We start from the raw sequence: 22,588 nt of genomic DNA on the forward strand, positions 1-22,588 counted from the left end.
AAAAAAACCTGCAATGCAGGTCTTTTTATGAACAACAGTCGTTGGAACTGTAATTTTAGCAGCTAATTAACCTAGTAACTGTTTAACTTGCTCACTCACTGCCGCAACAGTTTGTGTGCCATCAAACTTGGTGTACTGAGTGTTACCTTCAGCAGCCACTTTACCGTAGTATTCAACCAATGGCTTAGTTTGCTCATGGTAGATACCTAAGCGCTTACGTACTGTTGTTTCTTCATCATCTGGACGAATTGATAACTCTTCGCCAGTTACGTCATCTTTACCTTCCACTTTTGGTGGATTGTAAACGATGTGGTAAACACGGCCAGAACCAGAATGCACACGACGGCCACTCATACGTTTAACGATTTCTTCATCAGGCACGTCAATCTCAACAACGTGATCAATTTCAATACCGTTTGCAACCATTGCATCAGCTTGTGGAATGGTACGTGGGAAACCATCAAGTAAGAACCCTTTAACACAATCATCTTGTGCGATACGTTCTTTAACTAAACCAATAATTAGGTCATCTGATACTAACTGGCCTGCATCCATTACTGATTTAGCTTCTAAGCCTAATGCTGTGCCAGCTTTAATTGCTGCACGAAGCATGTCTCCAGTTGAGATCTGTGGGATACCGTACTGCTCCATAATAAACTGAGCTTGTGTACCTTTACCGGCACCTGGGGCACCCAATAGAATAATGCGCATCTCAAAAGTCCTCTTTATTGCTTTCATATTTTTAGGCGGCGATTTTCGCACATTTAGTCCATCTTTAGAAGGTAAATAACCAAAGAGTTAGACCAATATCTAATAGCTCGCAACCTGTTAAATTTAGCGCTGTTTAATACAGCAAACTGTATAAACGACGACGATACTGATTGGCTATGGTGTTTCCTTGCCCTAAGGCAGTCAATATTTCCATGAACACCTGTTTGACTTTCCCGTCAGCTGCAGATAAATCTTTTTGTAAAATCGCAAAAAGGTTTTCTAATGCTTCTTCACCTCGGTTAGCTTGACTTAAGGCCTTGGCTAAATTGATTGAAATTTCAACATTATCTGGCTCAGCTTCTAACGCTTGTTGTAACTGACGAATTTCAGGTGTATCGGCTGCATCTTCAGCTAAAGCCAGTTTTGCTTTGAGGTTTTGATAATAGCTGTCTTGATCGGCAAGCCCAATAGTGTCTAATAAGGTTTTTGCATCACCAAGAATACCTAACTGCAAGTAGGCATCGACCATAAGTAATGCAACTTCAGCTTGGTTACCTGAATCAACGTAAGCACTTTTTAGTAAGCTTAATGCCTCTTCTAATTGCTCTTTTGTCACCGTATCGCCAGCTAAAATAACTTTAGCCGCATTCACATCTTGTACCCATAATTCAGGTAAATGCTTATTGAGCATGTCCAAAACTTGCGCTTGTGATTGAACCCCGGCAAACCCATCGATAGGTTTACCTTGGCTTAATACCAAATGGGTGGGTAAGCTTTGAATTTGAAAATAGTTAGCAATCTCTAATTCGGCTTCACAGTTAACTTTAGCAAGAATGAATCGCCCAGCTTGCTCGTTAGCAATTTGCTCCATCAATTGAAGCATTTGCACGCTTTCAGGCTGCTGTTGAGCCCAAAAAGACATAACAACAAAGTTATCCATTGAGGCATCAACAACTTGCTGTATGTTCTCTTTGGTTAAATTAATAATATGTTCCATCGTGGATCCTTGTTAGCAGTGCTATTTATTCAGTATCACACTGGCTAAAAATAAACGCTAATAAAAAGCGGACACTCGGTCCGCTTGTTTATTATGACGACGCTTACTTCAAGCTTGCGACTAGCATTTCATTGGTTAACTTAATGAATGCAGAAGGATCCGCTAAGCTGCCTTTTTCAGAAAGCTGTGCTTGTTGAAGTAATAAGTCAGCCCAGTTAGCAAATAACTGTTCATCCTGTTCATTGTTCAAACGCTCAACTAATGGGTGATGCGGGTTGATTTCAAAGGTCGGTTTCGTTTCAGGCACTGGTTGACCCGCTGATTGCATAAGCTTGATCATTTGTGATGACATTTCACCTTCACCGGCAACAACACATGCAGGCGTGTCAGTTAAGCGCGAAGTCACTTTAACGTCTGCAACTTTTGCACCTAATGCCGTTTTCATACGTTCAACTAATGCTTGTGCTTCACCAGCAAGCTTTTCTTGAGCTTCTTTTTCATCTGCATCTTCAAGCTCACCTAACTCTAGATCACCACGTGTTACCGAATGCAGTTTCTTGCCTTTGAATTCAGTTAAGTGGTTAATTAACCACTCATCGATGCGCTCTGACATTAATAACACTTCGATGTCTTTCTTACGTAATAATTCAAGATGTGGGCTGTTTGCTGCCGCTTCATGGCTGTCAGCAACAATGTAGTAAATCTTGTCTTGGCCTTCTTTCATACGGCTGATGTAATCATCTAATGACACGTCAGTCGCCGCTGTGTTGGTGTGCGTAGAAGCAAAACGTAATAAGCCAGAAATACGCTCACGGTTAGCGAAATCTTCAGCTGGGCCTTCTTTTAATACTTGACCAAATTCAGCCCAAAATGCTTGATACTTCTCAGCATCATTTTTAGCCATTTTTTCAAGCATACCTAACACACGCTTAGTGACGCCACTGCGTAATGCTTTAGTGATACTATTGTCTTGTAAAATTTCACGAGACACATTTAACGGTAAATCATTAGAGTCAATTAAGCCCTTTACAAAGCGAAGGTAAGTCGGCATAAATTGCTCTGCGTCATCCATAATGAATACACGTTGAACAAACAGTTTTAAGCCGTTTTTAGCATCACGGTTAAACATATCCCATGGTGCTTTACTTGGGATATACAATAAGCTCGTGTACTCTTGTTTACCTTCAACACGATTGTGAGACCAAGTTGCAGCATCACCGTAATCGTGAGAAATATGCTTGTAGAACTCTTGATACTCTTCATCAGAAATATCAGATTTGCTACGAGTCCAAAGCGCAGTGGCTTTGTTCATCGGTTTCCACTGACCTTCAGTAGCTGGAATAGCCTCGCCGCCTTCTTCTGTCGCTTCAACAGCAGGTGTACCTTCTTCGTACATTTCTACAGGTACGGAGATATGATCAGAGTATTTGGTGATAATTGAGCGTAAACGTGTGTCATCAGCAAACTCTTTTTCTTCTTCACGTAAATGCAGTGTAATTTCAGTACCACGGCTGTTTTTAGTAATCGTATCAACAGTAAAGTCACCTTCACCTTGTGATTCCCACACCACACCTTGGTTAACATCCGCACCGGCAGCGCGAGTACGAACAGTCACTTTATCCGCAACGATAAACGCCGAGTAGAAGCCCACACCGAACTGACCAATAAGTTGCGAATCTTTTGACTCTTCGCCAGATAAGTTTTTGAAGAAATCAGCAGTACCTGATTTAGCAATAGTCCCTAAATGTTCAATTACACCATCACGAGTCATACCGATACCGTTATCTTCAATCGTAACGGTGCCTTTTTCTTTATCGGTGCTGATGCGAACACGAAGTTCAGTGTCATCTTCAAATAATGTGTTATCAGTCAGTGCAAGGTAACGTAACTTGTCTGCAGCATCAGCGGCATTTGAGACTAATTCACGTAAGAAAATTTCTTTATTTGAGTATAAAGAATGGATCATCAGATGAAGAAGTTGTTTTACTTCGGTTTGAAAGCCATGTGTTTCTTGTTGAGACATGAAAATTTCCCTTGGTTTAACGTTAATACAGCAGTTGTACTGAAATCTAATATTTGACGTTTCAATGCAACTAAAATTCTTTGTTACCTAGGAAATGGGGCGTGAAAATCAGTTTTCAAGGGAATTTTTTTCTGATGCCTAAAAAAAACGCAAAAAGGGCTAAATTAGCCCTTTTATTAACTCGTGTTCGTTTTACAGAGGGATGCGCCCATTAAACGATAACGCTAAAGTCGTGCTATCGACATACTCAAGCTCGCCACCTACTGGTACACCATGAGCAATACGGCTGATAACCACATTATGACGACGTGCGATATCCGCGATAAAGTGCGCTGTTGCATCACCTTCTACTGTAGGGTTTGTAGCCAAGATTAACTCTGTGACATCTTCTGAAGATAAATGCTGCTCAAGTAATTCAAGACCTAGTTCATCAGGGCCCACGCCATCAAGTGGTGACAAATGGCCTAATAACACAAAGTATCGCCCCATAAAGTGGCCACCAGCTTCGATAGCAAGTACATCTGCTGGCGTTTCTACCACACATATAACGCCAGCGTTGCCTCGTTTAGGGCTACTGCAAATTGGGCATAATTCTTGTTCTGTAAACGTACGGCACGCTTGGCAATGCCCCACTTCACTCATAGAGCGCTCAAGAGCGTTTGCCAGTTTTTGCCCCGCTTTACGATTACGTTCCAATAACTGAAATGCCATACGCTGAGCAGACTTAGGCCCTACACCGGGTAAGCAACGTAATGATTCAATTAATTCATCAACTAGCGGACTAAATTTCATAACCTAATACTGGCCTTAACAGTGCTGTTGCACTTCATAAAAATGAGATTAGCTGACTCAACAATTTATCAGCTAAATGAATGGGTGATTATTATCGTAAGCGATAAAGATTGCAAAGAGTATCTGAGCCCAAAGCGCGGTTGGGCTTTAAAGCATTGTGAGTCGCTAATACTGAACCAATTATCCTCAACAGATAACCTCAAGCGGCCAGTGGTATAATTTACTACTTTCAAGAAGTGTTAGTCGCTAGCAACAACTCATCATCCTAATAAAACCTACAAACAGCTAGTCTGTTGGTAGGGTATCGTTTGCCGAACGATAGCGAAACACCTCTTCAAGAGGTAAATTAAACACCTCAGCAATCTTGAACGCGACTTCTAATGTCGGCGAATACTTATTTGATTCAATCGCCATTACCGTTTGTCTAGTGACACCGATGAGTTCAGCCAGTTGCTTTTGGGTCATTTCATCATGTAAAAATCGTAATGTACGAATAGAGTTACTGATCCCCATACCATCTTGATCCACTTTACCCATAAATATCTCCTGTGCGGCCTTTATACAATTGCACACCATAATGGGCTAATTCGGCAGTTAAAAATGCCACTAACAAAATGTGTAATGGTAAATGAGGAATCGGCTCAAACAAAATTATTTCAGCTTGTTTTTCTATTCCATATTGAACCATGGCTAAAATTACGCCGGTTTGTAAAATTATCGCCGAGTATTTGTAACCCACTAGGTTTATTTGTTTTTCTCGCACATCCATGGGTTGGTTTAATTCATCATCACTCACAAATGCTAATACAATATAACTCAGTACCATCAACACAACTGAGTAAATAATGATTTCGAGCAATACACCAGATAGCCACACTGTCGAGGCTAATTCTTCAGCACTGGCATAGTACATCCGGCTTAAGTAAATATAAAAAATATAGCCCGTTACAAGTAAATCAACCGATAAAGTCACTTCCCTAAAGCTAGTTTCTTGCAACCACTGATATAATTTCTGTTTAATATTCATGTTAACCAAACCCCACTCCATGTTAAGTATTTTTAACTTAAGGTCAATTTATGCTTACTTTTTGTTCATGTCAAATATTTTTAACACAAAGTTAACTATTGAATACTTTAGTTGACATGAGTATTGTGACTTTATCGTTATAAAATGAGTTATACCCCCCTCCAGAATATTGATTACCCGACTACGTACTTATGATCAAACTAATCAAAGTGTAAAATAGCAAGCGACTATTTTTACAGACTTTTCTCCCCATAATCGATGCTATAACAAAGTAGAAAATATTAATCTTATGGGAAAAAAGTTATCGCTAATGATGCTATGAGCCGTGACAAAATTTTGAAAAATTGTATAGGGTTCAGTTCGGTTCGGTTCGGTTCGGTTCGGTTCGGTTCGGTTCGGTTCGGTTCGGTTCGGTTCGGTTCGGCAAAAATACAAGCAATATATTTCTAGGGAAAGATCTCACTGTCGTTTAATTCGCATTTAATTACTGACATTTTGCTGCTAGACAGTGAGTGCACAAAGTGAATATTCTAATCAGTACAACGTATTGCAGTGATAACTCATTTAAAAATTTAAATTAAGCCATAATATTTAAAGCCTAGGTTAACAGCTGAAAATAAAGCTCAATCAGTCGGTGCTTCTATTGAATATTATTCTCCGAAACAAATTGCTCAAGTACAGCATGAGCTCGCTGCTGTTCACCCTTGTTTAAATGAACCAAATAGCCATACAATGCTTTTTCATGCCCAACCATATAAGCCATTTCTTCCTCATACCCTTCTGGACTCGTTGCCTGAATCTCTTCTAATTGATGTACAAACCGTTCTGCACTGCCTTCCAAATAACGAGTACCAATGTCTGGCATGACTTTCAAAGAGATAATCACTGTTTTAGCTAATATCTTATCTTTACAACGAATGGTGTTATCAACATCAAAATGACCGCGAACAACACTCATTACCTCTGTGTTATGCTGCTCCATTTTACTTAGTAACACTAAATTTTTCGTCGTCATACGACCTGGTGGGTTACCCTTTAATTCAGAAAAAACTTGTTTACCTAAGTTTCTGAACAACAGTTCATATTTCAGATCCTTAGCAAAAGATGTAGATGCATTGTCTTTAATATTCATAGCACTTTCCTCACTCCAAACTAGTGTTGGCATTGTTGCCAATAACAATACTGTGAACCATTGGTAAATGTTTTTGTGATTACAAAAGATCATCAACAGGCTCCTCACCAAGCCAGATATTTTTTAAGGCTGTACTCTCGATAGACGAAGCCTCAGCAGCATAAACCACTCTATTGTTATGCTGAATTTGCATTGCTTGCTCTTTATAAACAATGGTGATGACATCATGTTGAGTTATCTCTATCGACAAGCTGTTAATCAACGCTTGAATTTTAGATGTACTAAGATCGACGCTTGGGTTTGAACCTTCAAGTGCCTCAATCGTAGCCCTTCTTACCTTATTTTGAGTTAATTTATCAGGAATAAACTTCAATATTAATGTGCTATCACCTTGTGGATTTTGAAGGTGAGTAATATCGTAATAATCAACAAACCACAGGCGTCGCGTATTTGTTTTTACGAATTGATATTCTTCATAGGTCAACAATTCAATCTGTTTTTCTACGGTTTCAACATATGGCTGACTTGCGTGAGTAGAGCCTGAAACAGCTAAGGCAACACCCAACAAGATAACACTTAAATTCATCGTGATATTTCCTTCGAATTGATTAATAAATTTTGACTGAGAACAAAAATTTAAATGAGATAAATTATGTCGTCAGTGTCATCATGGCTAAAGAATCCAACCTTTCAATCTTCTTCGAACTAGGTTGTATCGATTGCATTAGGATGCTTTGAGCGATAAATGATGCGTGGATCGGAATGTACTTTTTCATACCGCCAAACATCAAAGGTTTGATAAATTTCATTACGTTTTGCAGTACTTTTTCATCAAAGCGATTTTCTTCACGTTTTCCAGCAAGAGGACCTGGATGTAAAAATGTGACTTTCTCGAAACCGAGTGATTCAACTTTCTTTTCCATCTCCCCCTTACAACGAAGATAGTGTGAATGAGCCTTTATATCAGCCCCGAGGCATGACACGACAATAAGGTGTTTTACCTTTAATCCGTTCAATTTTTTAGCTGTAGAAACAACCAAATCGACATCAATCGAGCGAAGATTTTCTTTACTTCCAGCTTTTTTAATCGTACTGCCAAGTGCGATAACCCCAACCTCTGGTGGCGCTGAAGCAAAAGCTGACTGGGCAAAATTCAAATCCATATCGATTATTTGATGTAATTTCTCATGCTCTATGTTGAGTTCACGTCTTGAAAGAGAATATACGCTGTCTACATTTTTACTCTTCAGTAAAGCATTTAAAGTTTCTCTTCCAACTAGCCCACTCCCGCCAGCAATTACTATTGATTTGTTCATATTGAATTCACCCTCATCTTAATGCTCAACGTCAATACGCCAGCCTGAATCTGAGCAAATAATAACCCAAACAAACCGACCGGTCTATCTTTATTTTTCACTTTAACCATTTATTAAACTGGACGGTCGGTATGTTAGGCGTATAATCACTTCAATTAATTTAAAACCGAGCAAACTAATGAAAGATTTAAAGCAGAAACTTTTAAATGTGGGCTTTGACCTGATCAGTGAGCAAGGCTTTGCTGGCCTAGGATTAATGAAGATTATTAATACAGCAGAAGCCACAAAAGGATCTTTTTACCATTATTTCAAATCAAAAGAAGATTTTGGAACGACTCTACTCACTAATTACTTTGAAGAGCATTTAGAAACGCTTGATCAATACTTAATGGACACATCTCTTTCCTATCAAGATAGAGTTAACGCGTATTTTGAACATTGGTGTTCAGAGAAATTAACTGCAAATTTTCAGATCAAATGCCTAGTGGTTAAATTATCAGGAGAGGTATCTGGCACCTCAAACCAAATGCAACAAGTGCTAAATGAGGGCGCTGAAACTGTCATTGCTCGCATGGGTCACTTTTTCAATGAGGGTGTCGAAAATAAAAGCTTCCACATGCAGGATGGATACGAGGCAGCACGGACACTTTATAGCTTATGGTTAGGCAGTACTTTGCTAGCTGCAATACAAAAAGACCGTACATTACTAGATAATGCGATGAAAGAAACAATAAAGCTGACGAAATAGTTAGCCGAAGATATAAAAAATCTCACATAAGGTGAGCTTTTTTATATCTTCTAAGTCTTATTGAATGACTGAAGCTGGAATAATACTCTCAATTTCAATATACCGACCCATATCGAGAAATGTAAAACAAGCATAAGCAAAACTGCTCCACGCTAAAATCGACAGAGCTAATAATCCAAATGTTTTAACCCCACTTTGATTTAATCGTTTAGAAATAAATGTATAACTGGGGATCCCCACTAGCACAGGTGCTAGTATCGCCATAGTAACTTGGCCATACTGGTTCCACCTTTTCATGAAATTTCTAAGCTTTGGCTTAAACACCACCCTATTTCGCTTTCTAAATAAGCTTGAGTATATTGGCGCTACCCACCACCCAGCGTAAGCAGCTACCAGGGCCGGTACAAGGTTAAATAAAAGCATCTCGGGGTATGAGTACGACATAAATGCTGCAATAGCTGGCCCTGAATACGTTTTCCAAAGACTGAGTAATGCCATTGATAAGCCAATCGCTAAATAACTCTCTAAAGCTAACGTCATAATTTATTTCCCCATAAATTTTTACCATTTCTTTCAAGAAAACCTGTAAAAATAAGACCAATTTACTCAAAATGAAGACCTGTCTTTTCACTACTATTCAGGTTAACGTCATAGCTTAATACCGTCCTTCAGAGCATCCCCATCAGCACATAAAGTACTAATCACAGGCATACTACTACTGAATCAATGCTACATAAGGTGCCAATAGGTTTATTCAGGTTTGTAATTGCTATATGCATGACTATTGCACCGTGATGCTGAGATAGTAATCATCCTTGTCTATTGATAAGAAACATCTCCCTCTTAAACCCCATGCTTCACTTTATTGTGTTAATAATACACAAAACAAACCGACCAGTCTAGTTAATATTGGTATGTAAAAGGTTAATAAACAATAAACCAGCAAGTCAAACGGCTTCATTTGCGGTCGGAAAGGTGGAAAAAAGAGAGTATTAATTATAAAGAAAGCTGCAATGTTGATTTTGATACTAAAAAAGTGGAGTGTTCTCGAAATGGGCAGCATCAAAGTTCAAAACGAACCTTTGTCGCTAACTGTTTACTATATGCAAGCTCGCTAGTTACACGCACATGCCTTTTGACCACTTTCTTCGACCCACTCTTCATATTGACCAGCAGAGCACTGCTTTTTAATCGTTGGACATTGTGAAGAATTTCGTGAGTATTCTTTACCCGTGACCTGCGTAAAAACTTGATCAGTAAGCTTGTTAGTGGTGCTTTGAGATGAACAAGCAGTTAAGAAAATCATAATTGTGATTAATAAATATTTCATGCGATTCCTTTTGCGTATGTAGCCTAAGTAATGGGCTTAAAATTGCTTTTATAAAGTGACATTCATACGACTGTTAGCTGTTTCGCTTGAACTGCCTGTCAAATTTTTTCGGCTACCACTTTGTCGTGATAAATCTTAATTTGAGTGTTAACTTCGCGTAATTTAGCATCGAGATCAGCATATGTTTTCCATACAGATTCTAAGCTTTCACTATTTTCAGGCACTAATTCTGCCACTTTATGTTGATGTGCTATTAACTGTAAATACTGCGTTTACCTGATTACACAGTTTAAAACATAAACACCTAAACCACTGTATTTAAAAACTTACCAAACTTAGCTTAAATACACCACCAGACAAAAAGCAAGCGCATAGTTTAATAACCTATTAGCCAAAATGATTTTTACATAAGCGACTTATTTAATACGTTTAACTAATTTTATTGATTACCCAAAAGCCATAACCCGCATATTTTAATCTATTCTCATTTGATTTTAAGAATAAGCACCAGCACTGTATCAATGCACAAGCGGCAATGAGTTTAAGCCAACAAGTAAAAGTCCATTAAACAAGTGGGTCCAGAGGTGTGAATACGTGGTTAAGTTTAAGATCAGAAAAAAACTATAAACTGGAAAACAACTTGTTCATTTTTACCTATTTTAGCCTGTAACTTACCCCGAACGCCCACAAAAAAGCCCAAGTCGTTAAACTTAGGCTTTATTTTAATCGTGCTTGAAAGCACTTAGCTGGAAGCTAGCTTAAAACGGCATTTTCATTCCTGGCGGTAATTGCATACCACCGGTAACTTCTGCCATTTTAGCTTTTTGGTTTTCTTCGATGCGACGTGCTGCGTCGTTGAATGCTGCAGCAATAAGATCTTCCAACATTTCTTTATCGTCTTCCATTAAGCTTGGGTCAATGTCAACTTTACGAATGTTGTGTGAACCCGTCATGGTGACTTTTACTAAACCTGCACCCGCTTCACCCGTCATTTCGGTTTGTGCGATTTCTTCCTGCATTTTAGCCATTTTGTCTTGCATCATTTGGGCTTGTTTCATTAAGTTGCCCATACCGCCTTTTCCAAACATAGTCTTTTCTCTTAATTAGGTTATTAGCAAGCCGCCAAAGTGGGGCTAATCTTACTGTAAAAAAATAAATTGGCAATAAAACTGCGTTTATTGCAATCAAACTTTTGAAGTTAACAACGCTTTAGTTGATTTATTGTGCAACTAAAGCAGGAATTTGTTGCCCTATTGCTTGTAACTTCTCCGCTGGATACACCAAGGTATCTGGATTTAGCTGTGCAGCTAATCGACTAAACATCCATTGTACGTTGTCATCATTAATTAAAGCGTAATTTGCATTCGCTAATAATTCACGATGAAATCTTTTTCTTAACTCAAGTGGGGTTTCATGTGCTTTATCTACACCAACGGTAATCTCAACCGTGGTCGGCACGCCCATGTGTTCTGTTAATGCAACTTGCAGTTGCTCAATGGCGATGTCCGCTGCTAAATGCTTTTGATCTGGCTTTAACAGTAATGGAATCGGATTACTCAAGCTTTGACAAACTGAGTTAACAGCGAGCTGCCTTACCCTACCTCCAATACTGAGTGATGCCATGACTTTATACCAGTGTAAATCAAGTTCATCACCCGATATTTCATGTTCGCCATTGACCGCAAGCGCAGTGGGTTTAGGTATCGACGTCACCTGCTGGTTGGCATCGACTTGAGCCACTGCCTCGACAACGCCTAGATTTGGGCTTGAATCATGGCTTTGCTGCTCACCATTGCCAGCTTGCAAATCAGTAACCTGTGCATCAGCAACCGCATTTTGTGTATCTTTTATTGCTTGTGCATTGGCCATTGGCGGTTCAATTGCATCTTGTGGTTTATTCCAAGGTGCTTGCTCTTCAATCTGCGCGCCTTTATCTGTAACGTTCGCACTATCAATAACGTCAGTGTTTGCTGAGCTTATACTGTCATTATGATGAGACGCTTGATTGAGTGATTGCTGTTCCGTCTGGCTATTATGTGTTTGCTCTGTATCTTGAGTAGCACGTTGTCCTTCTGCGGCATGGTTACTGCGTGGTGCGGGTACCTTAATACTAGGACTCGCTGCCGCCTGTTGCTTTTTTGCTTGCTCTCCTTGACTTGTGAGTGAGTTTAACTCTGCTTTCAAGGAATCATTAGTTGCTAAAACAGCATCCAGTAGCGCATCTAAATCATCGCTACTTTCAGTACTTTCTGTTGTTTTAGCGGCCTCAACCTGTGAATCATTTGTCGATGCAGCGACAGGCTGCTCAGGGTGATACGACGCCATATCACCTAGCCCATATTCAGCATTATTATCGTCACTGTCAGCCTGTGAAAATTGCTCATAAGCATCCATTGGCATCCCATCATCAGATGAATAGGTTGCTTGGGGCTCAGCACTCACTTCTGGCTTATCTGCAGGGGCAATTTTCTCTAAAGCTAAAGAGCCTGACTTTGATTGAGGTGGCGTTTGTATGTTTTCGCCCGAATCAATATCAAGCGCCTGCGTCGCCGCTTGTTTATCCTCACTCGCTTGCGGTGCATTAGCCGATGACGCTTGCGCTTTCGTTGGTGTGCTTTGCGATAATGATTTATCTTGTTGACCAAAACCTAAACTGTCCGCTTGGCTTAATAGCAATGCTTGTTCGGCAGCTATCGCTTCATCAGATTGACCTTGATTCGACTCAGTAGACTCAGGCTGAGTAACTGGTTGTAAGTTAGCATCTGCAACCTTGCTGTTAGCTGACTCATTGAGCGTATTACCGGTATTTACGAGTGTATCAACCACTGGCGTAACAGGTTTTACAACATCATGCTTTTGCGCTTCAGCAGCGGTGTTCTGCACTGAGGGTTCAGGTAATGCAATCTTTGCAGCTTCATCAGTATGCCAACGTTTTACAGGCTTTTCCGGTACAAAGGCAATCGCTCTTAATAGCGCCATTTCAAGCCCTGATTTAGGGTCTGGAGCAAACGATAACTCTTTGCGCCCAGCGAGTAACAGCTGATAATACAACTGCACTTGCTCTGGCGAGAGTTGCTGAGCAAAAGCGAGAATTTGTTCACTATAAAGTGATTGCTGCGCAGCTGCAGGGGCGAATTGGCTTAACGTAATTTGATGAAGTAATTCAAGTAAGCTTCTTAGCACTTCATCAGCGTCAGCTCCAAAGCTGAGCACTTGACTGGTTGTCATCATTAAATGCCCGACGTCGGCATCGCAAAGCGCCTTGAGTAAAGCAAGCACTTGTTGAGTATCAATACTGCCTAACATCGACTGTACTTGCTGATGCATGACTTGGCCGCTACCAAATGCAATAGCTTGGTCGGTTAAGCTAAGTGCATCACGCATACTACCATTAGCCGCTTTAGCCAATAAAGTCAGCGCTTGAGGCTCATACTCAAGCTGCTCTTGAGTTAAAATGAAATCCAGTTGTTGACTGATTTCATCTTGCGACAAGCTTTTTAAATTAAACTGTAAACACCGAGATAAAACGGTGACTGGTAGCTTTTGAGGATCCGTTGTAGCCAATAAGAATTTGACGTGCTCAGGGGGCTCTTCCAAGGTTTTAAGCAAAGCATTAAAACTGCTTCGCGACAACATATGCACTTCATCAATCAAGTAAACTTTGAAACGCCCACGGGATGGTTTGTATTGAACGTTATCCAGTAACTCACGAGTGTCATCGACCTTAGTTCGTGATGCCGCATCGACTTCAATTAAGTCTACAAACCGACCTTGAGCGATTTCAACACAGCTCGAACACACTCCACAAGGTGCTGAGGTCACCCCTTGCTCACAGTTAAGCCCTTTAGCAAATAGTCGAGCTAAACTGGTTTTACCGACACCACGGGTGCCTGTAAATAAATATGCGTGATGTAAGCGCTGCTGAGTTAATGCATTTGTTAGAGCTAATAAGACATGTGACTGCCCTACCATCTCTTCAAATTTTGCAGGCCGCCACTTACGGGCTAACACCTGATAAGACATGGAATTCCCCAAGCTTTAATAAAACGGGTTGAGTAAGCTTCATTTTACCCAAAAATAAATTTAACAATAACATGCAAGTCAATGCTGCGCTATTGATACACAATTTAGCGAGCGGGTTTGCCCAAGAATTACACTAACCATTTCGCTGTATTGACGTTAATCCTGATTTACAGACATAAAAAAGCAGCGCTTGATAATGAATATGCAAGCACTGCCTTGATATAATGACGAGGTCATTGGGTAAATCGATTACTCACCTTCAAACTCACAAAGGGTCAAAATTTCGATACCCAATGCTTCAATGCGTTTTTCGCCACCGATATCAGGCAACGAAATAACAAATGCAGCATGCTCGACTTCACCACCGAGTTCACGAATTAGCTTAACAGTGGCTTCGATTGTGCCACCAGTAGCAAGTAAGTCGTCAACCACAAGCACCTTATCACCAGGCTGAATGGCATCAACATGAATTTCTAAGGTATCTTTTCCGTATTCAAGGTCGTAAGTTTGCGCAATTGTTTTGCGTGGTAGTTTTCCTGGTTTACGAACCGGAACAAAACCAACGCCGAGTTCTAAAGCCAGCGGTGCTCCAAACAAAAAACCACGAGCCTCTGTACCTACAACTTTAGTAAAGCCAAGTGACTTGTAATGCTCAACAAACATCGCAATCGTGGCTTGGTAGGCTTCAGCATTTTCTAATAAGCTGGTGACATCACGGAACATAATGCCCGGAATGGGATAGTCAGGAATGGCTTTAATACTGTCTTTGATTAACGCTAAACTTGCTGAATTCATAGTCATAATAGATTGTCTATTTAAAAAGGAATGGATTAATAGCCAGTTATTGGTATTTGATTACACTTAAAATGCAAAAATAGTATCTGACATATCACTCGATTGGAGGTGATAGTAAGCATGTTTCAATACAGTTGCAACTCGAGAGCAAAATTCCGGCAACTTTTAATCTAACTCTGGGATCTGCCACAAAAAAAGTAACAGTATACATAACATACAAACTAACATGATTTGCACCCAAAGCAGTGGCACGATGGCGATACTGACCACGAAACTTAGCGTCGTCATAATCATGGCTTTTCGCTTCAAGCGTTTGTTAATTGATCGCTTATTTTGCCAGTCATTGAGCCCTTGAGAAAACCAAGGATGTGTCATCAGCCAATTGTGTAACCTGTCACTTGAGCGGGCAAAGCAATAAGCTGCAAGCAAGATAAATGGTACAGTCGGTAGTAAAGGAACCACAATACCAATCGTTCCCAGCGTGACGCTGGTTAACCCAGTAATTAAAAACAAGCCACGTTTTAGGGGCATAATTCTCCAAACTCAATCAAAAAAACCATTCAATAGAATGGTTTTTAGTTTACCGATGCTATAAAAATACATCGATATCATAACTGAGATCAGCAGTTAAATTAAGCCTGCAAGTCTCAACGCAGAAATAGAAGCTGGTAATGTTGGTAAAAGTAAAACAAGGATAAAACCAATAAAATACAAAATGTTAAATGGGTCTTTAAAAGGCTGACTCATGTTATTTGATTCCTAAGAGTTAAGTTGACCACCTACCGGCAGCGTGAAGTAGATCACAAAATCCGCGCCATTGTAAGTAAAAAGGCCTACAATAAAAACCCTAAAAATTTTAAGCCATTTATTATCCTGTTTATCCTCTACTATCTCGACAAATAATCTGTTTTTCAGCCAACTGTTGTAACATCTGTAAGCAGCCGCTGGCTAAGGTTTCTGAAGTCATTTGCGGGTAAGATTGTTTAAGCCATTCTATTATATCTGAAAAATAACATTGCTCGGCTTGATTAATGTATGCGAGCACTTGCGCTGTTAATGGGTTTAACTGTAAAAAGTTTACCTCATCAGCTTGATCTCGGTATATACAAAAACTATGTGGTAGCTCACTCGGCTCTGTTGGCTGATAGTCAAGACTGATGTGCTGCACATCGTATTGATATTGTGCAATGGTCGCTGTGTCTGACAGAGTGAGCGGCAGCTCGGTAATCATATCTCTAGCAATAGCCACTTGCTTGTCGTTATCAAAGACAGCCGAAATATAAAGCTCTAACCACTCATAATGGGCCAACTCCACCATAAATGGCGGATCGTAATCTTTTGCTTGATAATCCGTTTGTAAAAAAGCGATAAATTCTTGTGAAATTTCAACAAACAAAGGTGTCTTACAGTCAAAACTAACAAAAAACTCTTGGATTAATTTAAGCCAAGCATCATCAGTGTATAACGATTTAAGAACAGGAAAAGCACTCGATACGAACCCATTAATGTTATTAAAAAACAATTCCCGATAAACCGTCATCCGTTCAAGGCTTATTCCCTCAGGCAAGGGTTTACTGGGGTCGCGAATGTAATCCATAAACTCAAATTGAGTATCAATAAAGCTCATTAGGCACTCCTTGACTTAGCCTGTAATAATGCCTGTTGTTGGTATTGATGAATCTGATTAATTTCAATCAATAACTCTGGCGTTTCAGGAATATTAAAATCTCGCTCTAACAAGGTAGGAAACACGCCATGCTGCTGAAAGCTTTGCTGTAATAATTTCCACACAGGGTCTATAACATCTGCACCATGAGTGTCGACCATCAGGTCTGACGATTCTTCGTAATGCCCTGCTATGTGCATATATTCAATACGTTCAGTTGGCATAGAAGCTAAAAACTCAGCCGCATCATATTGATGGTTAATTGAATTAACGTAAATATTATTTACATCAAGCAGTAATTTACAATCAGCTTCAGCTAATACCGCATTCACAAAGGTTTGTTCATTCATCTGCGCACCAGGCGCTGCATAAAAAGACACATTTTCAAGAATAAATGGGCGCTCGAGAATGTCTTCAACTTGTTTTATACGTTTAGCGACGTAAGTGACTGCTTCATCAGTAAACGGAATTGGCATCAAGTCATACATGTGACCCGTACCGGAACAGTAGCTTAAATGTTCAGAATAAATAGAGATCTGATGTAAATCGAGAAACGCTTTTATTTGTTTAACAAATTCAGTATCAAGCTCTTCAGGGCTGCCAATTGACAAGGACAAACCATGGCAAAAGAAATCATGCTGCTCAGTGAGTTGCCTAAACTGTTTACCAAACTTTCCACCGAGCGTCATCCAGTTTTCTGGTGCGACTTCGAAAAAGTTAATTTCATCTGGCACTTGCTGACAAAACTCATCAAGCATCTCTCGGCGTAAACCCAGTCCAACTTTTGCTTGCTCTGCCATTACAACACTCCGTCTGTTACTTTTTATCAATTAAAAAGGCCTGCATAACAGGCCTTATCATGACGTACTTTACATTCACATTAAACATTCAATGGGGTAAAAAAATGTTATAGATGTAAAGTTTATATGCAAGTAAATGAATTACTTAGCACCACCACATTTGCCTTCACCGCATTTGCCTTCTTTGGCTTTTTTGTCGCCGCCGCATTTACCTTCACCACACTTACCTTCTTTGGCTTTCATRTCGCCGCCGCATTTACCTTCGCCACACTTGCCTTCTTTGGCTTTCATATCGCCGCCGCATTTACCTTCGCCACACTTGCCTTCTTTGGCTTTCATRTCGCCGCCGCATTTACCTTCGCCACACTTACCTTCTTTGGCTTTTTCTTCGCCACCATCAAGTTGGTAGCCGGCATTCATTTGTTCGAAGCCAAATGGGTTAGCTTCGACTTGAGTAGAAACACCTGCTGTTAATACCACTGCACCTAACGCCATTGCTACTGTAGTTTGCTTTACTGAGTTCATAATAATCTTCCTTATATTCAAACTTTATAATGGTGACCAACAACTAACAGTGCTGGCTTACAATTTAATAGACCTAATCACGTTTACTTTTATTTCACATAATTTGATCTAAATCATAATTATTTTCAAAATTTCTTGCTAGAGAATAATTTATAGTTGTAAGCATAGTGTAAAAATAGGATTTATCTAGCTGATATTTATCATTAAAATTAAGTAATCATGTACCCAGCTACTTTTTGATGATTTATAAATGAATTTGTATAACAAATCAAAGTCGCTAGAATAGCGCTCCTTTTACTGATTACAGGTTGAACCGTGCGCGTAGTATTAGCCCCTATGGAAGGCGTCATTGATGACTTGATGCGAGAAATATTGTCTGAAATTAACCCATATGACTTGGTGGTGACTGAGTTTGTTAGGGTTGTCAGCCAATTACTTCCAGAAAAAGTCTATTACAAATTATGTCCTGAACTGCGCAATGGCGGCTTAACCGCCTCTGGTACGCCGGTACGAATTCAACTGTTAGGCCAACACCCAAGTGTCATGGCTGAAAATGCACACAGAGCAGTTGAACTTGGCTCACAAGGTGTCGATGCTAATTTCGGTTGTCCAGCAAAAATGGTTAATCGAAGTAAAGGCGGCGCAGTATTATTGCAATACCCTGATACCATCCACGATATTGTTAAAGCCATGCGTGACGCTGTACCGAATGAGCAACCTGTTACAGCTAAAATCCGTTTAGGTTTTGAAGACAAGTCACTCTTTATGGAAAATGCGTTAGCTGTTTATGAAGCTGGTGCCAGTGAAATTGCAATTCATGCCAGAAGTAAAGTTGATGGCTATAAGCCACCAGCTTATTGGGAGTACATTACTGAAGTGCGTAAACGATTACCTATTCCAGTAATTGCCAATGGTGAAATTTGGAGTCGTGAAGATGCAATAAGATGCATGGATGTCACTGGCTGTGACAACATCATGCTAGGGCGCGGAGCAATGTCATTACCAAACTTGGCTGCAGCAATTAAAGGCGAGCAAACACCTTATACTTGGGCTCAAACGTTAAGTTTGTTGCTACGTTACACCCAAAAACAATTAATTGGTAAGAAGTCAGACTATTACCCTGCAAGAGTTAAGCAGTGGTTTACCTACCTTAATAAACAATACCCAGAAGCCGATGCGTTATTTAGAGACCTACGTGTATTAAAAACCACAGATGAAATTGTCGCCATACTAGAAAAAACCTACGAACAACAAAATCGTTAATTTCATAAAAAAGCTTCATTAGTACGTATTAATATTAACGAAACTTAATATTTGTTTGCTTAAATGAAGCTTTGAATTGATCTCCATCATAACAATACTGGCCGATGACGTTAGACTAAATACCCAGATAAGCGATTAAGTAATTAGGTCATTTTGTGAGTATTCAAGAAATACAGCAATCATTAATGCAAAGAGAAGCGCAGCTTAAATATGAGCTAGTGCATCAATTAAATCAAAAAGGTCATGTGCAAAGTGCCTCACAAAGCCACTTTAATATGAGCTTAACCGAGCTTATTGAATTAATGAGTCAGCAGAATTTAACTGACACTCCGCTATTTGGTCAATTAACACGCCTAGATGCTGCATTATGCCAATTAGAGTTAGGTTTGTATGGCTTATGTTCAGATTGCGAATCCGATATTGAATCTGAGCGACTAGCAGTAGATCCCACCGAGCAGCGATGTGCTTGCTGTGCAGAGAAACATCGTAATGAACATCGACAAGAGTTGCGACTAAGCCATTAAAATATAAAGTGCCATTAAAATATAGCGTGTCACTTAAATATCGAGAGTCACTCGTATATACAGTGATTCATAAAAGTCACCTTCCCCATCATCTTAATACTGCTCGATTTCAATCGTATCGCTTTTGAGATATAAAAAAACCTCCGACTAGCGGAGGTTTTTTTTAGCGTAAATTCACTTTAGAATTTTTGATTAATACGTAGGTAGTAAGTACGACCTAGAACATCATACAAGTCAGTATTGACGTCGCGGTAACCTGAGAAGTCGTACCAAGTTGGTGCTTCTTCATCAAATACATTGTTAATACCTACTGTAATTGTACCGTTCCAATCATGGGTGTAACCAAACTGGATATTATGCTTAAAGTAATCCGGTGTATCTGTGACATAGTCATAGCCTAGATCACGCCAATATTGACCTGATTGGCTACCAATATACACAGTAGTCCACGCTGCATTAAAGTCATTGTAGTACCATGCAGCAGCTAAATTACCACGCCATTGTGGATAATCTTGAATACCTGCTAAATCGATCGCAATAGACTCTTCATTCGCTTGCTCTTCAAATTCTAATACGTGTGTCATATCAACTTTGAAGTTAAAGTCACCGAAACCGGTTTCTAAATTATATGAGGTAGCAAAATCTAAACCACTGGTAGCAACCGAAGACATATTAATGTAACCACTTTCTATGTATTCAATTTTACCGTCTGCCCCACGAGTCACAAAGTCTGAGCTACCATTAAGCTTTTCGTCACGAATGACATCTGTAGCGCTAACCGCTTCAATCTTGTTATCGTAAGTAATGTCGTAGTAAGAAAGCTCAAGACTCCAAGCATCAGTTACATTCCAAACAGCACCTAAAGTAAGAGAGTTACCTTCTTCAGCTTCTAAGTCAGGGTTACCGCCAAACCATGTTTTATGTTGATTACCCGTTGCACAATAGTTTTCATCAGAACCGTTGTTAGCTTCACACCATACTGAGTCATAAGCAGTTTCAAAACTGAGAGATTGAGATGAGAACATTTCGCCCATATTAGGAGCACGGAATGAATCACCATAACTTGCACGGACTAATAAGCTATCCACAGGACGCCAGCTAACACCAATTTTAGGTACGACGGCATCAAAAGTAGATGAATTAGTCACAACACCCGTAGCACCCGTTAGCGAGCCTTCTTGCTCATAACGTTCATAACGTACTGCTAACGATACATCAACGTTGGCAGGTAAGCCCATTTGGATCTCAGTGTATGCAGCTGTACGATCACGCTCTGCATCGACATCATCACCACCCGAACCACCAGAAATGATACCCGCAGCAGACTCAGGATCTGATGTTTGCTTGAAGTTGATCATTTCGTACTCTGCACCCACTAACATAGCCAGTGTAAAGTTGTCGCTATCAATAAACGTTGTAGAAGCAAGGCCATCAATTTGAGTGCTATCGAACTTACCTTGGTAAACACCAGTATGATTTGCTGCACTATAAAGAGCAGTCATGGTTTGATCCCATTCATCATAGCTCATGCCACTGGTGTTAAAGATATCGTAGTTACCAGTGTCAATTTCACTTTGAATAATGTCATCATTAATCAAGTTGTAGTTAAATGAATTAGTTGTAGAACCTGAGTATTGGGCATTAATCTCCCAATCGATACCATTACCAATGTCAGCAAAACCAACAAAGCCACCTAACATGTCGTAGTTATTTGTTTCAGTTAACGTATCACGCTCACCTATTTGAACTGAACGCATGTAAAGCGTCATGTCTTCACCCGTTGGGTTATAGACATTGTCCGCAGACATGACTGGGTAATTAGTAGAAACTGGTGTTCCGGCATAACGAGTGTTGGTTTCACTTAATGATGCAGAACCACGACCACGAAATTGAATATCATCGGTAATATCATAACTAAAGTTGGTCATAAACGAGTTACGCGTCATGTCACCAAATAACTTTGTTACTTCGCCATAACTGTAATAACAGCGACCGTTGTTATTACCATCAGTACCATTTACGACATTTTCTGTGTCATCACACATTTCTGAGTTTGAATAGAACTCATAAATGTCTTCACCATCCTCATCGACTCTACCAGTATTGTAATAGCCGTTTGGAACTGAACTGAATGAGCTATAATCACCATAAGAGTCATCATCCATGTTCCAGATATCGCGATCCATCACAGCTTTAGTATCGTAATACTCATAGGTAAAAGTGATATTACCTTTATCCGTATTGTAACCAGTTGCAATTGAGAATCGAGTTGCATCCCCACCTTCAACATCTGGCATTTCCATACTGTAATCTAATTGAACACCTTCAAACTCTTTTTTCGTAATGATGTTAATTACACCAGCAACCGCATCCGAGCCGTAAACAGCTGACGCACCATCACGTAAAATCTCGATACGTTCTACAATAGCGATTGGAATTTGTGATGTATCAGCAGTAGAACCAGAACTAGAACTCGTTCCTGGCATACGACGACCATCTAATAATACCAAGGTAGCTTGTGAGCCAAGGCCACGCATATTAATTGAGCTAGTTGCACTTGCACCAGAGCCATAACCAGACGTACCACGCCATGAACCAAATGCGTTGATAGATGAGTTGTTAAGTACATCAGCAACTGTTTTTTCACCAGTCAGTGCAATATCAGCAGCACTTAAGACTGTTACAGGTGAAGATGTTTCCATATCCACTTGCTTAATACGTGAACCTGTCACTTCTATTCTTTCTACTTTTTCAGTTTCTTCAGCAAAAGCGATACCTGAAAAAGCCAACGATGCTGCTGTTGCAGCTAGAATACTGCGACGAATCGCCTTAGCTGTTAGCGTTAATGAACTCATGTAAATCTCCCTGAACGTTAAATCTGATAACGTATTGACTTTTTATTGTTTTATTTAGTTA

General features: G+C 39.8%; 22 protein-coding genes. 3 read left to right on the forward strand and 19 right to left on the reverse strand.

Annotation, left to right across the window (positions count from 1 at the left end):
* Positions 1-66: 66 nt before the first annotated feature.
* From adk to A9267_RS20480, 9 genes are all read right to left on the reverse strand, one after another.
* Positions 67-711, reverse strand: coding sequence for an adenylate kinase (gene adk, locus A9267_RS20440; protein WP_055024642.1), 645 nt, complete (start codon positions 709-711; stop codon positions 67-69).
* 133 nt (positions 712-844) lie between these two features.
* Entirely contained in the window at positions 845-1,708 is an 864-nt protein-coding gene (locus A9267_RS20445; RefSeq protein WP_065110562.1) for a co-chaperone YbbN, read from the reverse strand.
* Positions 1,709-1,811: 103 nt separating this feature from the next.
* Positions 1,812-3,731, reverse strand: a complete 1,920-nt coding sequence (gene htpG / locus A9267_RS20450) for a molecular chaperone HtpG (protein WP_065110563.1) — start codon at positions 3,729-3,731, stop codon at positions 1,812-1,814.
* A 192-nt stretch (positions 3,732-3,923) separates the two neighbouring features.
* Positions 3,924-4,523, reverse strand: coding sequence for a recombination mediator RecR (gene recR / locus A9267_RS20455; RefSeq protein WP_055024645.1), 600 nt, complete (start codon positions 4,521-4,523; stop codon positions 3,924-3,926).
* 285 nt (positions 4,524-4,808) lie between these two features.
* On the reverse strand, positions 4,809-5,060 hold the full coding sequence (locus A9267_RS20460) for a helix-turn-helix transcriptional regulator (protein WP_225442255.1): 252 nt from the start codon (positions 5,058-5,060) through the stop codon (positions 4,809-4,811).
* A complete protein-coding gene (locus A9267_RS20465) occupies positions 5,053-5,550 on the reverse strand; it encodes a hypothetical protein (protein ID WP_065110613.1) in 498 nt (165 codons plus the stop codon). The genes A9267_RS20460 and A9267_RS20465 overlap by 8 nt, the downstream gene beginning before the upstream one ends.
* A gap of 640 nt (positions 5,551-6,190) precedes the next feature.
* A complete protein-coding gene (locus A9267_RS20470) occupies positions 6,191-6,682 on the reverse strand; it encodes a hypothetical protein (protein WP_197495574.1) in 492 nt (163 codons plus the stop codon).
* Between the two features lie 79 nt (positions 6,683-6,761).
* A complete protein-coding gene (locus tag A9267_RS20475; protein WP_065110565.1) occupies positions 6,762-7,268 on the reverse strand; it encodes a chalcone isomerase family protein in 507 nt (168 codons plus the stop codon).
* A gap of 64 nt (positions 7,269-7,332) precedes the next feature.
* On the reverse strand, positions 7,333-7,998 hold the full coding sequence (locus A9267_RS20480) for an NAD(P)H-binding protein (RefSeq protein WP_065110566.1): 666 nt from the start codon (positions 7,996-7,998) through the stop codon (positions 7,333-7,335).
* A gap of 178 nt (positions 7,999-8,176) precedes the next feature.
* Between A9267_RS20480 and A9267_RS20485 the strand changes: the two genes are divergently transcribed.
* The gene (locus tag A9267_RS20485) at positions 8,177-8,746 is read left to right on the forward strand and encodes a TetR/AcrR family transcriptional regulator (RefSeq protein WP_065110567.1); all 570 of its coding nucleotides are present in this window, start codon (positions 8,177-8,179) and stop codon (positions 8,744-8,746) included.
* Positions 8,747-8,803: 57 nt separating this feature from the next.
* Here A9267_RS20485 and A9267_RS20490 read toward each other — a convergent pair whose 3' ends face one another.
* The 9 genes from A9267_RS20490 to A9267_RS20530 all read right to left on the reverse strand — a co-directional run bounded on the left by A9267_RS20490 (position 8,804) and on the right by A9267_RS20530 (position 17,885).
* Entirely contained in the window at positions 8,804-9,286 is a 483-nt protein-coding gene (locus tag A9267_RS20490) for a hypothetical protein (RefSeq protein WP_065110568.1), read from the reverse strand.
* A gap of 574 nt (positions 9,287-9,860) precedes the next feature.
* Entirely contained in the window at positions 9,861-10,076 is a 216-nt protein-coding gene (locus A9267_RS20495) for a hypothetical protein (RefSeq protein WP_065110569.1), read from the reverse strand.
* Positions 10,077-10,834: 758 nt separating this feature from the next.
* Positions 10,835-11,164 carry a YbaB/EbfC family nucleoid-associated protein gene (locus A9267_RS20500; protein WP_055024650.1) on the reverse strand — a complete coding sequence of 110 codons (330 nt, stop codon included), beginning with the start codon at positions 11,162-11,164 and terminating at the stop codon, positions 10,835-10,837.
* 130 nt (positions 11,165-11,294) lie between these two features.
* A complete protein-coding gene (dnaX, locus tag A9267_RS20505; protein WP_065110570.1) occupies positions 11,295-14,099 on the reverse strand; it encodes a DNA polymerase III subunit gamma/tau in 2,805 nt (934 codons plus the stop codon).
* 249 nt (positions 14,100-14,348) lie between these two features.
* The gene (gene apt, locus A9267_RS20510) at positions 14,349-14,900 is read right to left on the reverse strand and encodes an adenine phosphoribosyltransferase (RefSeq protein WP_055024652.1); all 552 of its coding nucleotides are present in this window, start codon (positions 14,898-14,900) and stop codon (positions 14,349-14,351) included.
* A gap of 159 nt (positions 14,901-15,059) precedes the next feature.
* A complete protein-coding gene (locus tag A9267_RS20515) occupies positions 15,060-15,425 on the reverse strand; it encodes a YbaN family protein (protein ID WP_065110571.1) in 366 nt (121 codons plus the stop codon).
* A 346-nt stretch (positions 15,426-15,771) separates the two neighbouring features.
* Entirely contained in the window at positions 15,772-16,521 is a 750-nt protein-coding gene (locus tag A9267_RS20520; protein WP_065110572.1) for an HvfC family RiPP maturation protein, read from the reverse strand.
* Positions 16,521-17,360 carry an HvfB family MNIO-type RiPP peptide maturase gene (locus A9267_RS20525; protein WP_065110573.1) on the reverse strand — a complete coding sequence of 280 codons (840 nt, stop codon included), beginning with the start codon at positions 17,358-17,360 and terminating at the stop codon, positions 16,521-16,523. The genes A9267_RS20520 and A9267_RS20525 overlap by 1 nt, the downstream gene beginning before the upstream one ends.
* A gap of 141 nt (positions 17,361-17,501) precedes the next feature.
* A complete protein-coding gene (locus tag A9267_RS20530) occupies positions 17,502-17,885 on the reverse strand; it encodes an HvfA family oxazolone/thioamide-modified RiPP metallophore (RefSeq protein ID WP_065110574.1) in 384 nt (127 codons plus the stop codon).
* Positions 17,886-18,200: 315 nt separating this feature from the next.
* Between A9267_RS20530 and A9267_RS20535 the strand changes: the two genes are divergently transcribed.
* Complete coding sequence (locus A9267_RS20535; protein WP_065110575.1) at positions 18,201-19,148, forward strand: tRNA dihydrouridine(16) synthase DusC; 948 nt, start codon at positions 18,201-18,203, stop codon at positions 19,146-19,148.
* A 155-nt stretch (positions 19,149-19,303) separates the two neighbouring features.
* Entirely contained in the window at positions 19,304-19,672 is a 369-nt protein-coding gene (locus tag A9267_RS20540) for a TraR/DksA C4-type zinc finger protein (protein WP_065110576.1), read from the forward strand.
* Positions 19,673-19,851: 179 nt separating this feature from the next.
* Here the strand turns inward: A9267_RS20540 and A9267_RS20545 are convergent, their stop codons facing one another.
* Positions 19,852-22,527, reverse strand: a complete 2,676-nt coding sequence (locus tag A9267_RS20545; protein WP_065110577.1) for a TonB-dependent receptor — start codon at positions 22,525-22,527, stop codon at positions 19,852-19,854.
* Between the last annotated feature and the right edge of the window lie 61 nt (positions 22,528-22,588).

The organism is Shewanella sp. UCD-FRSSP16_17 (assembly GCF_001675935.1).
GTDB classification, from domain to species: domain Bacteria; phylum Pseudomonadota; class Gammaproteobacteria; order Enterobacterales; family Shewanellaceae; genus Shewanella; species Shewanella japonica.

Excerpts from the sequence above, each read along its gene's own strand:
- dnaX (WP_065110570.1), bottom strand. The coding sequence starts at position 14,099 with ATGTCTTATCAGGTGTTAGCCCGTAAGTGGCGGCCTGCAAAATTTGAA.
- A9267_RS20520 (WP_065110572.1), bottom strand. The coding sequence starts at position 16,521 with ATGAGCTTTATTGATACTCAATTTGAGTTTATGGATTACATTCGCGAC.
- A9267_RS20470 (WP_197495574.1), bottom strand. The coding sequence starts at position 6,682 with ATGAATATTAAAGACAATGCATCTACATCTTTTGCTAAGGATCTGAAA.
- recR (WP_055024645.1), bottom strand. The coding sequence starts at position 4,523 with ATGAAATTTAGTCCGCTAGTTGATGAATTAATTGAATCATTACGTTGC.
- A9267_RS20515 (WP_065110571.1), bottom strand. The coding sequence starts at position 15,425 with ATGCCCCTAAAACGTGGCTTGTTTTTAATTACTGGGTTAACCAGCGTC.
- htpG (WP_065110563.1), bottom strand. The coding sequence starts at position 3,731 with ATGTCTCAACAAGAAACACATGGCTTTCAAACCGAAGTAAAACAACTT.
- A9267_RS20495 (WP_065110569.1), bottom strand. The coding sequence starts at position 10,076 with ATGAAATATTTATTAATCACAATTATGATTTTCTTAACTGCTTGTTCA.
- A9267_RS20465 (WP_065110613.1), bottom strand. The coding sequence starts at position 5,550 with ATGAATATTAAACAGAAATTATATCAGTGGTTGCAAGAAACTAGCTTT.
- A9267_RS20525 (WP_065110573.1), bottom strand. The coding sequence starts at position 17,360 with ATGGCAGAGCAAGCAAAAGTTGGACTGGGTTTACGCCGAGAGATGCTT.
- A9267_RS20480 (WP_065110566.1), bottom strand. The coding sequence starts at position 7,998 with ATGAACAAATCAATAGTAATTGCTGGCGGGAGTGGGCTAGTTGGAAGA.
- A9267_RS20445 (WP_065110562.1), bottom strand. The coding sequence starts at position 1,708 with ATGGAACATATTATTAATTTAACCAAAGAGAACATACAGCAAGTTGTT.
- adk (WP_055024642.1), bottom strand. The coding sequence starts at position 711 with ATGCGCATTATTCTATTGGGTGCCCCAGGTGCCGGTAAAGGTACACAA.
- A9267_RS20475 (WP_065110565.1), bottom strand. The coding sequence starts at position 7,268 with ATGAATTTAAGTGTTATCTTGTTGGGTGTTGCCTTAGCTGTTTCAGGC.
- A9267_RS20490 (WP_065110568.1), bottom strand. The coding sequence starts at position 9,286 with ATGACGTTAGCTTTAGAGAGTTATTTAGCGATTGGCTTATCAATGGCA.
- apt (WP_055024652.1), bottom strand. The coding sequence starts at position 14,900 with ATGACTATGAATTCAGCAAGTTTAGCGTTAATCAAAGACAGTATTAAA.
- A9267_RS20500 (WP_055024650.1), bottom strand. The coding sequence starts at position 11,164 with ATGTTTGGAAAAGGCGGTATGGGCAACTTAATGAAACAAGCCCAAATG.
- A9267_RS20485 (WP_065110567.1), top strand. The coding sequence starts at position 8,177 with ATGAAAGATTTAAAGCAGAAACTTTTAAATGTGGGCTTTGACCTGATC.
- A9267_RS20545 (WP_065110577.1), bottom strand. The coding sequence starts at position 22,527 with ATGAGTTCATTAACGCTAACAGCTAAGGCGATTCGTCGCAGTATTCTA.
- A9267_RS20460 (WP_225442255.1), bottom strand. The coding sequence starts at position 5,060 with ATGGGTAAAGTGGATCAAGATGGTATGGGGATCAGTAACTCTATTCGT.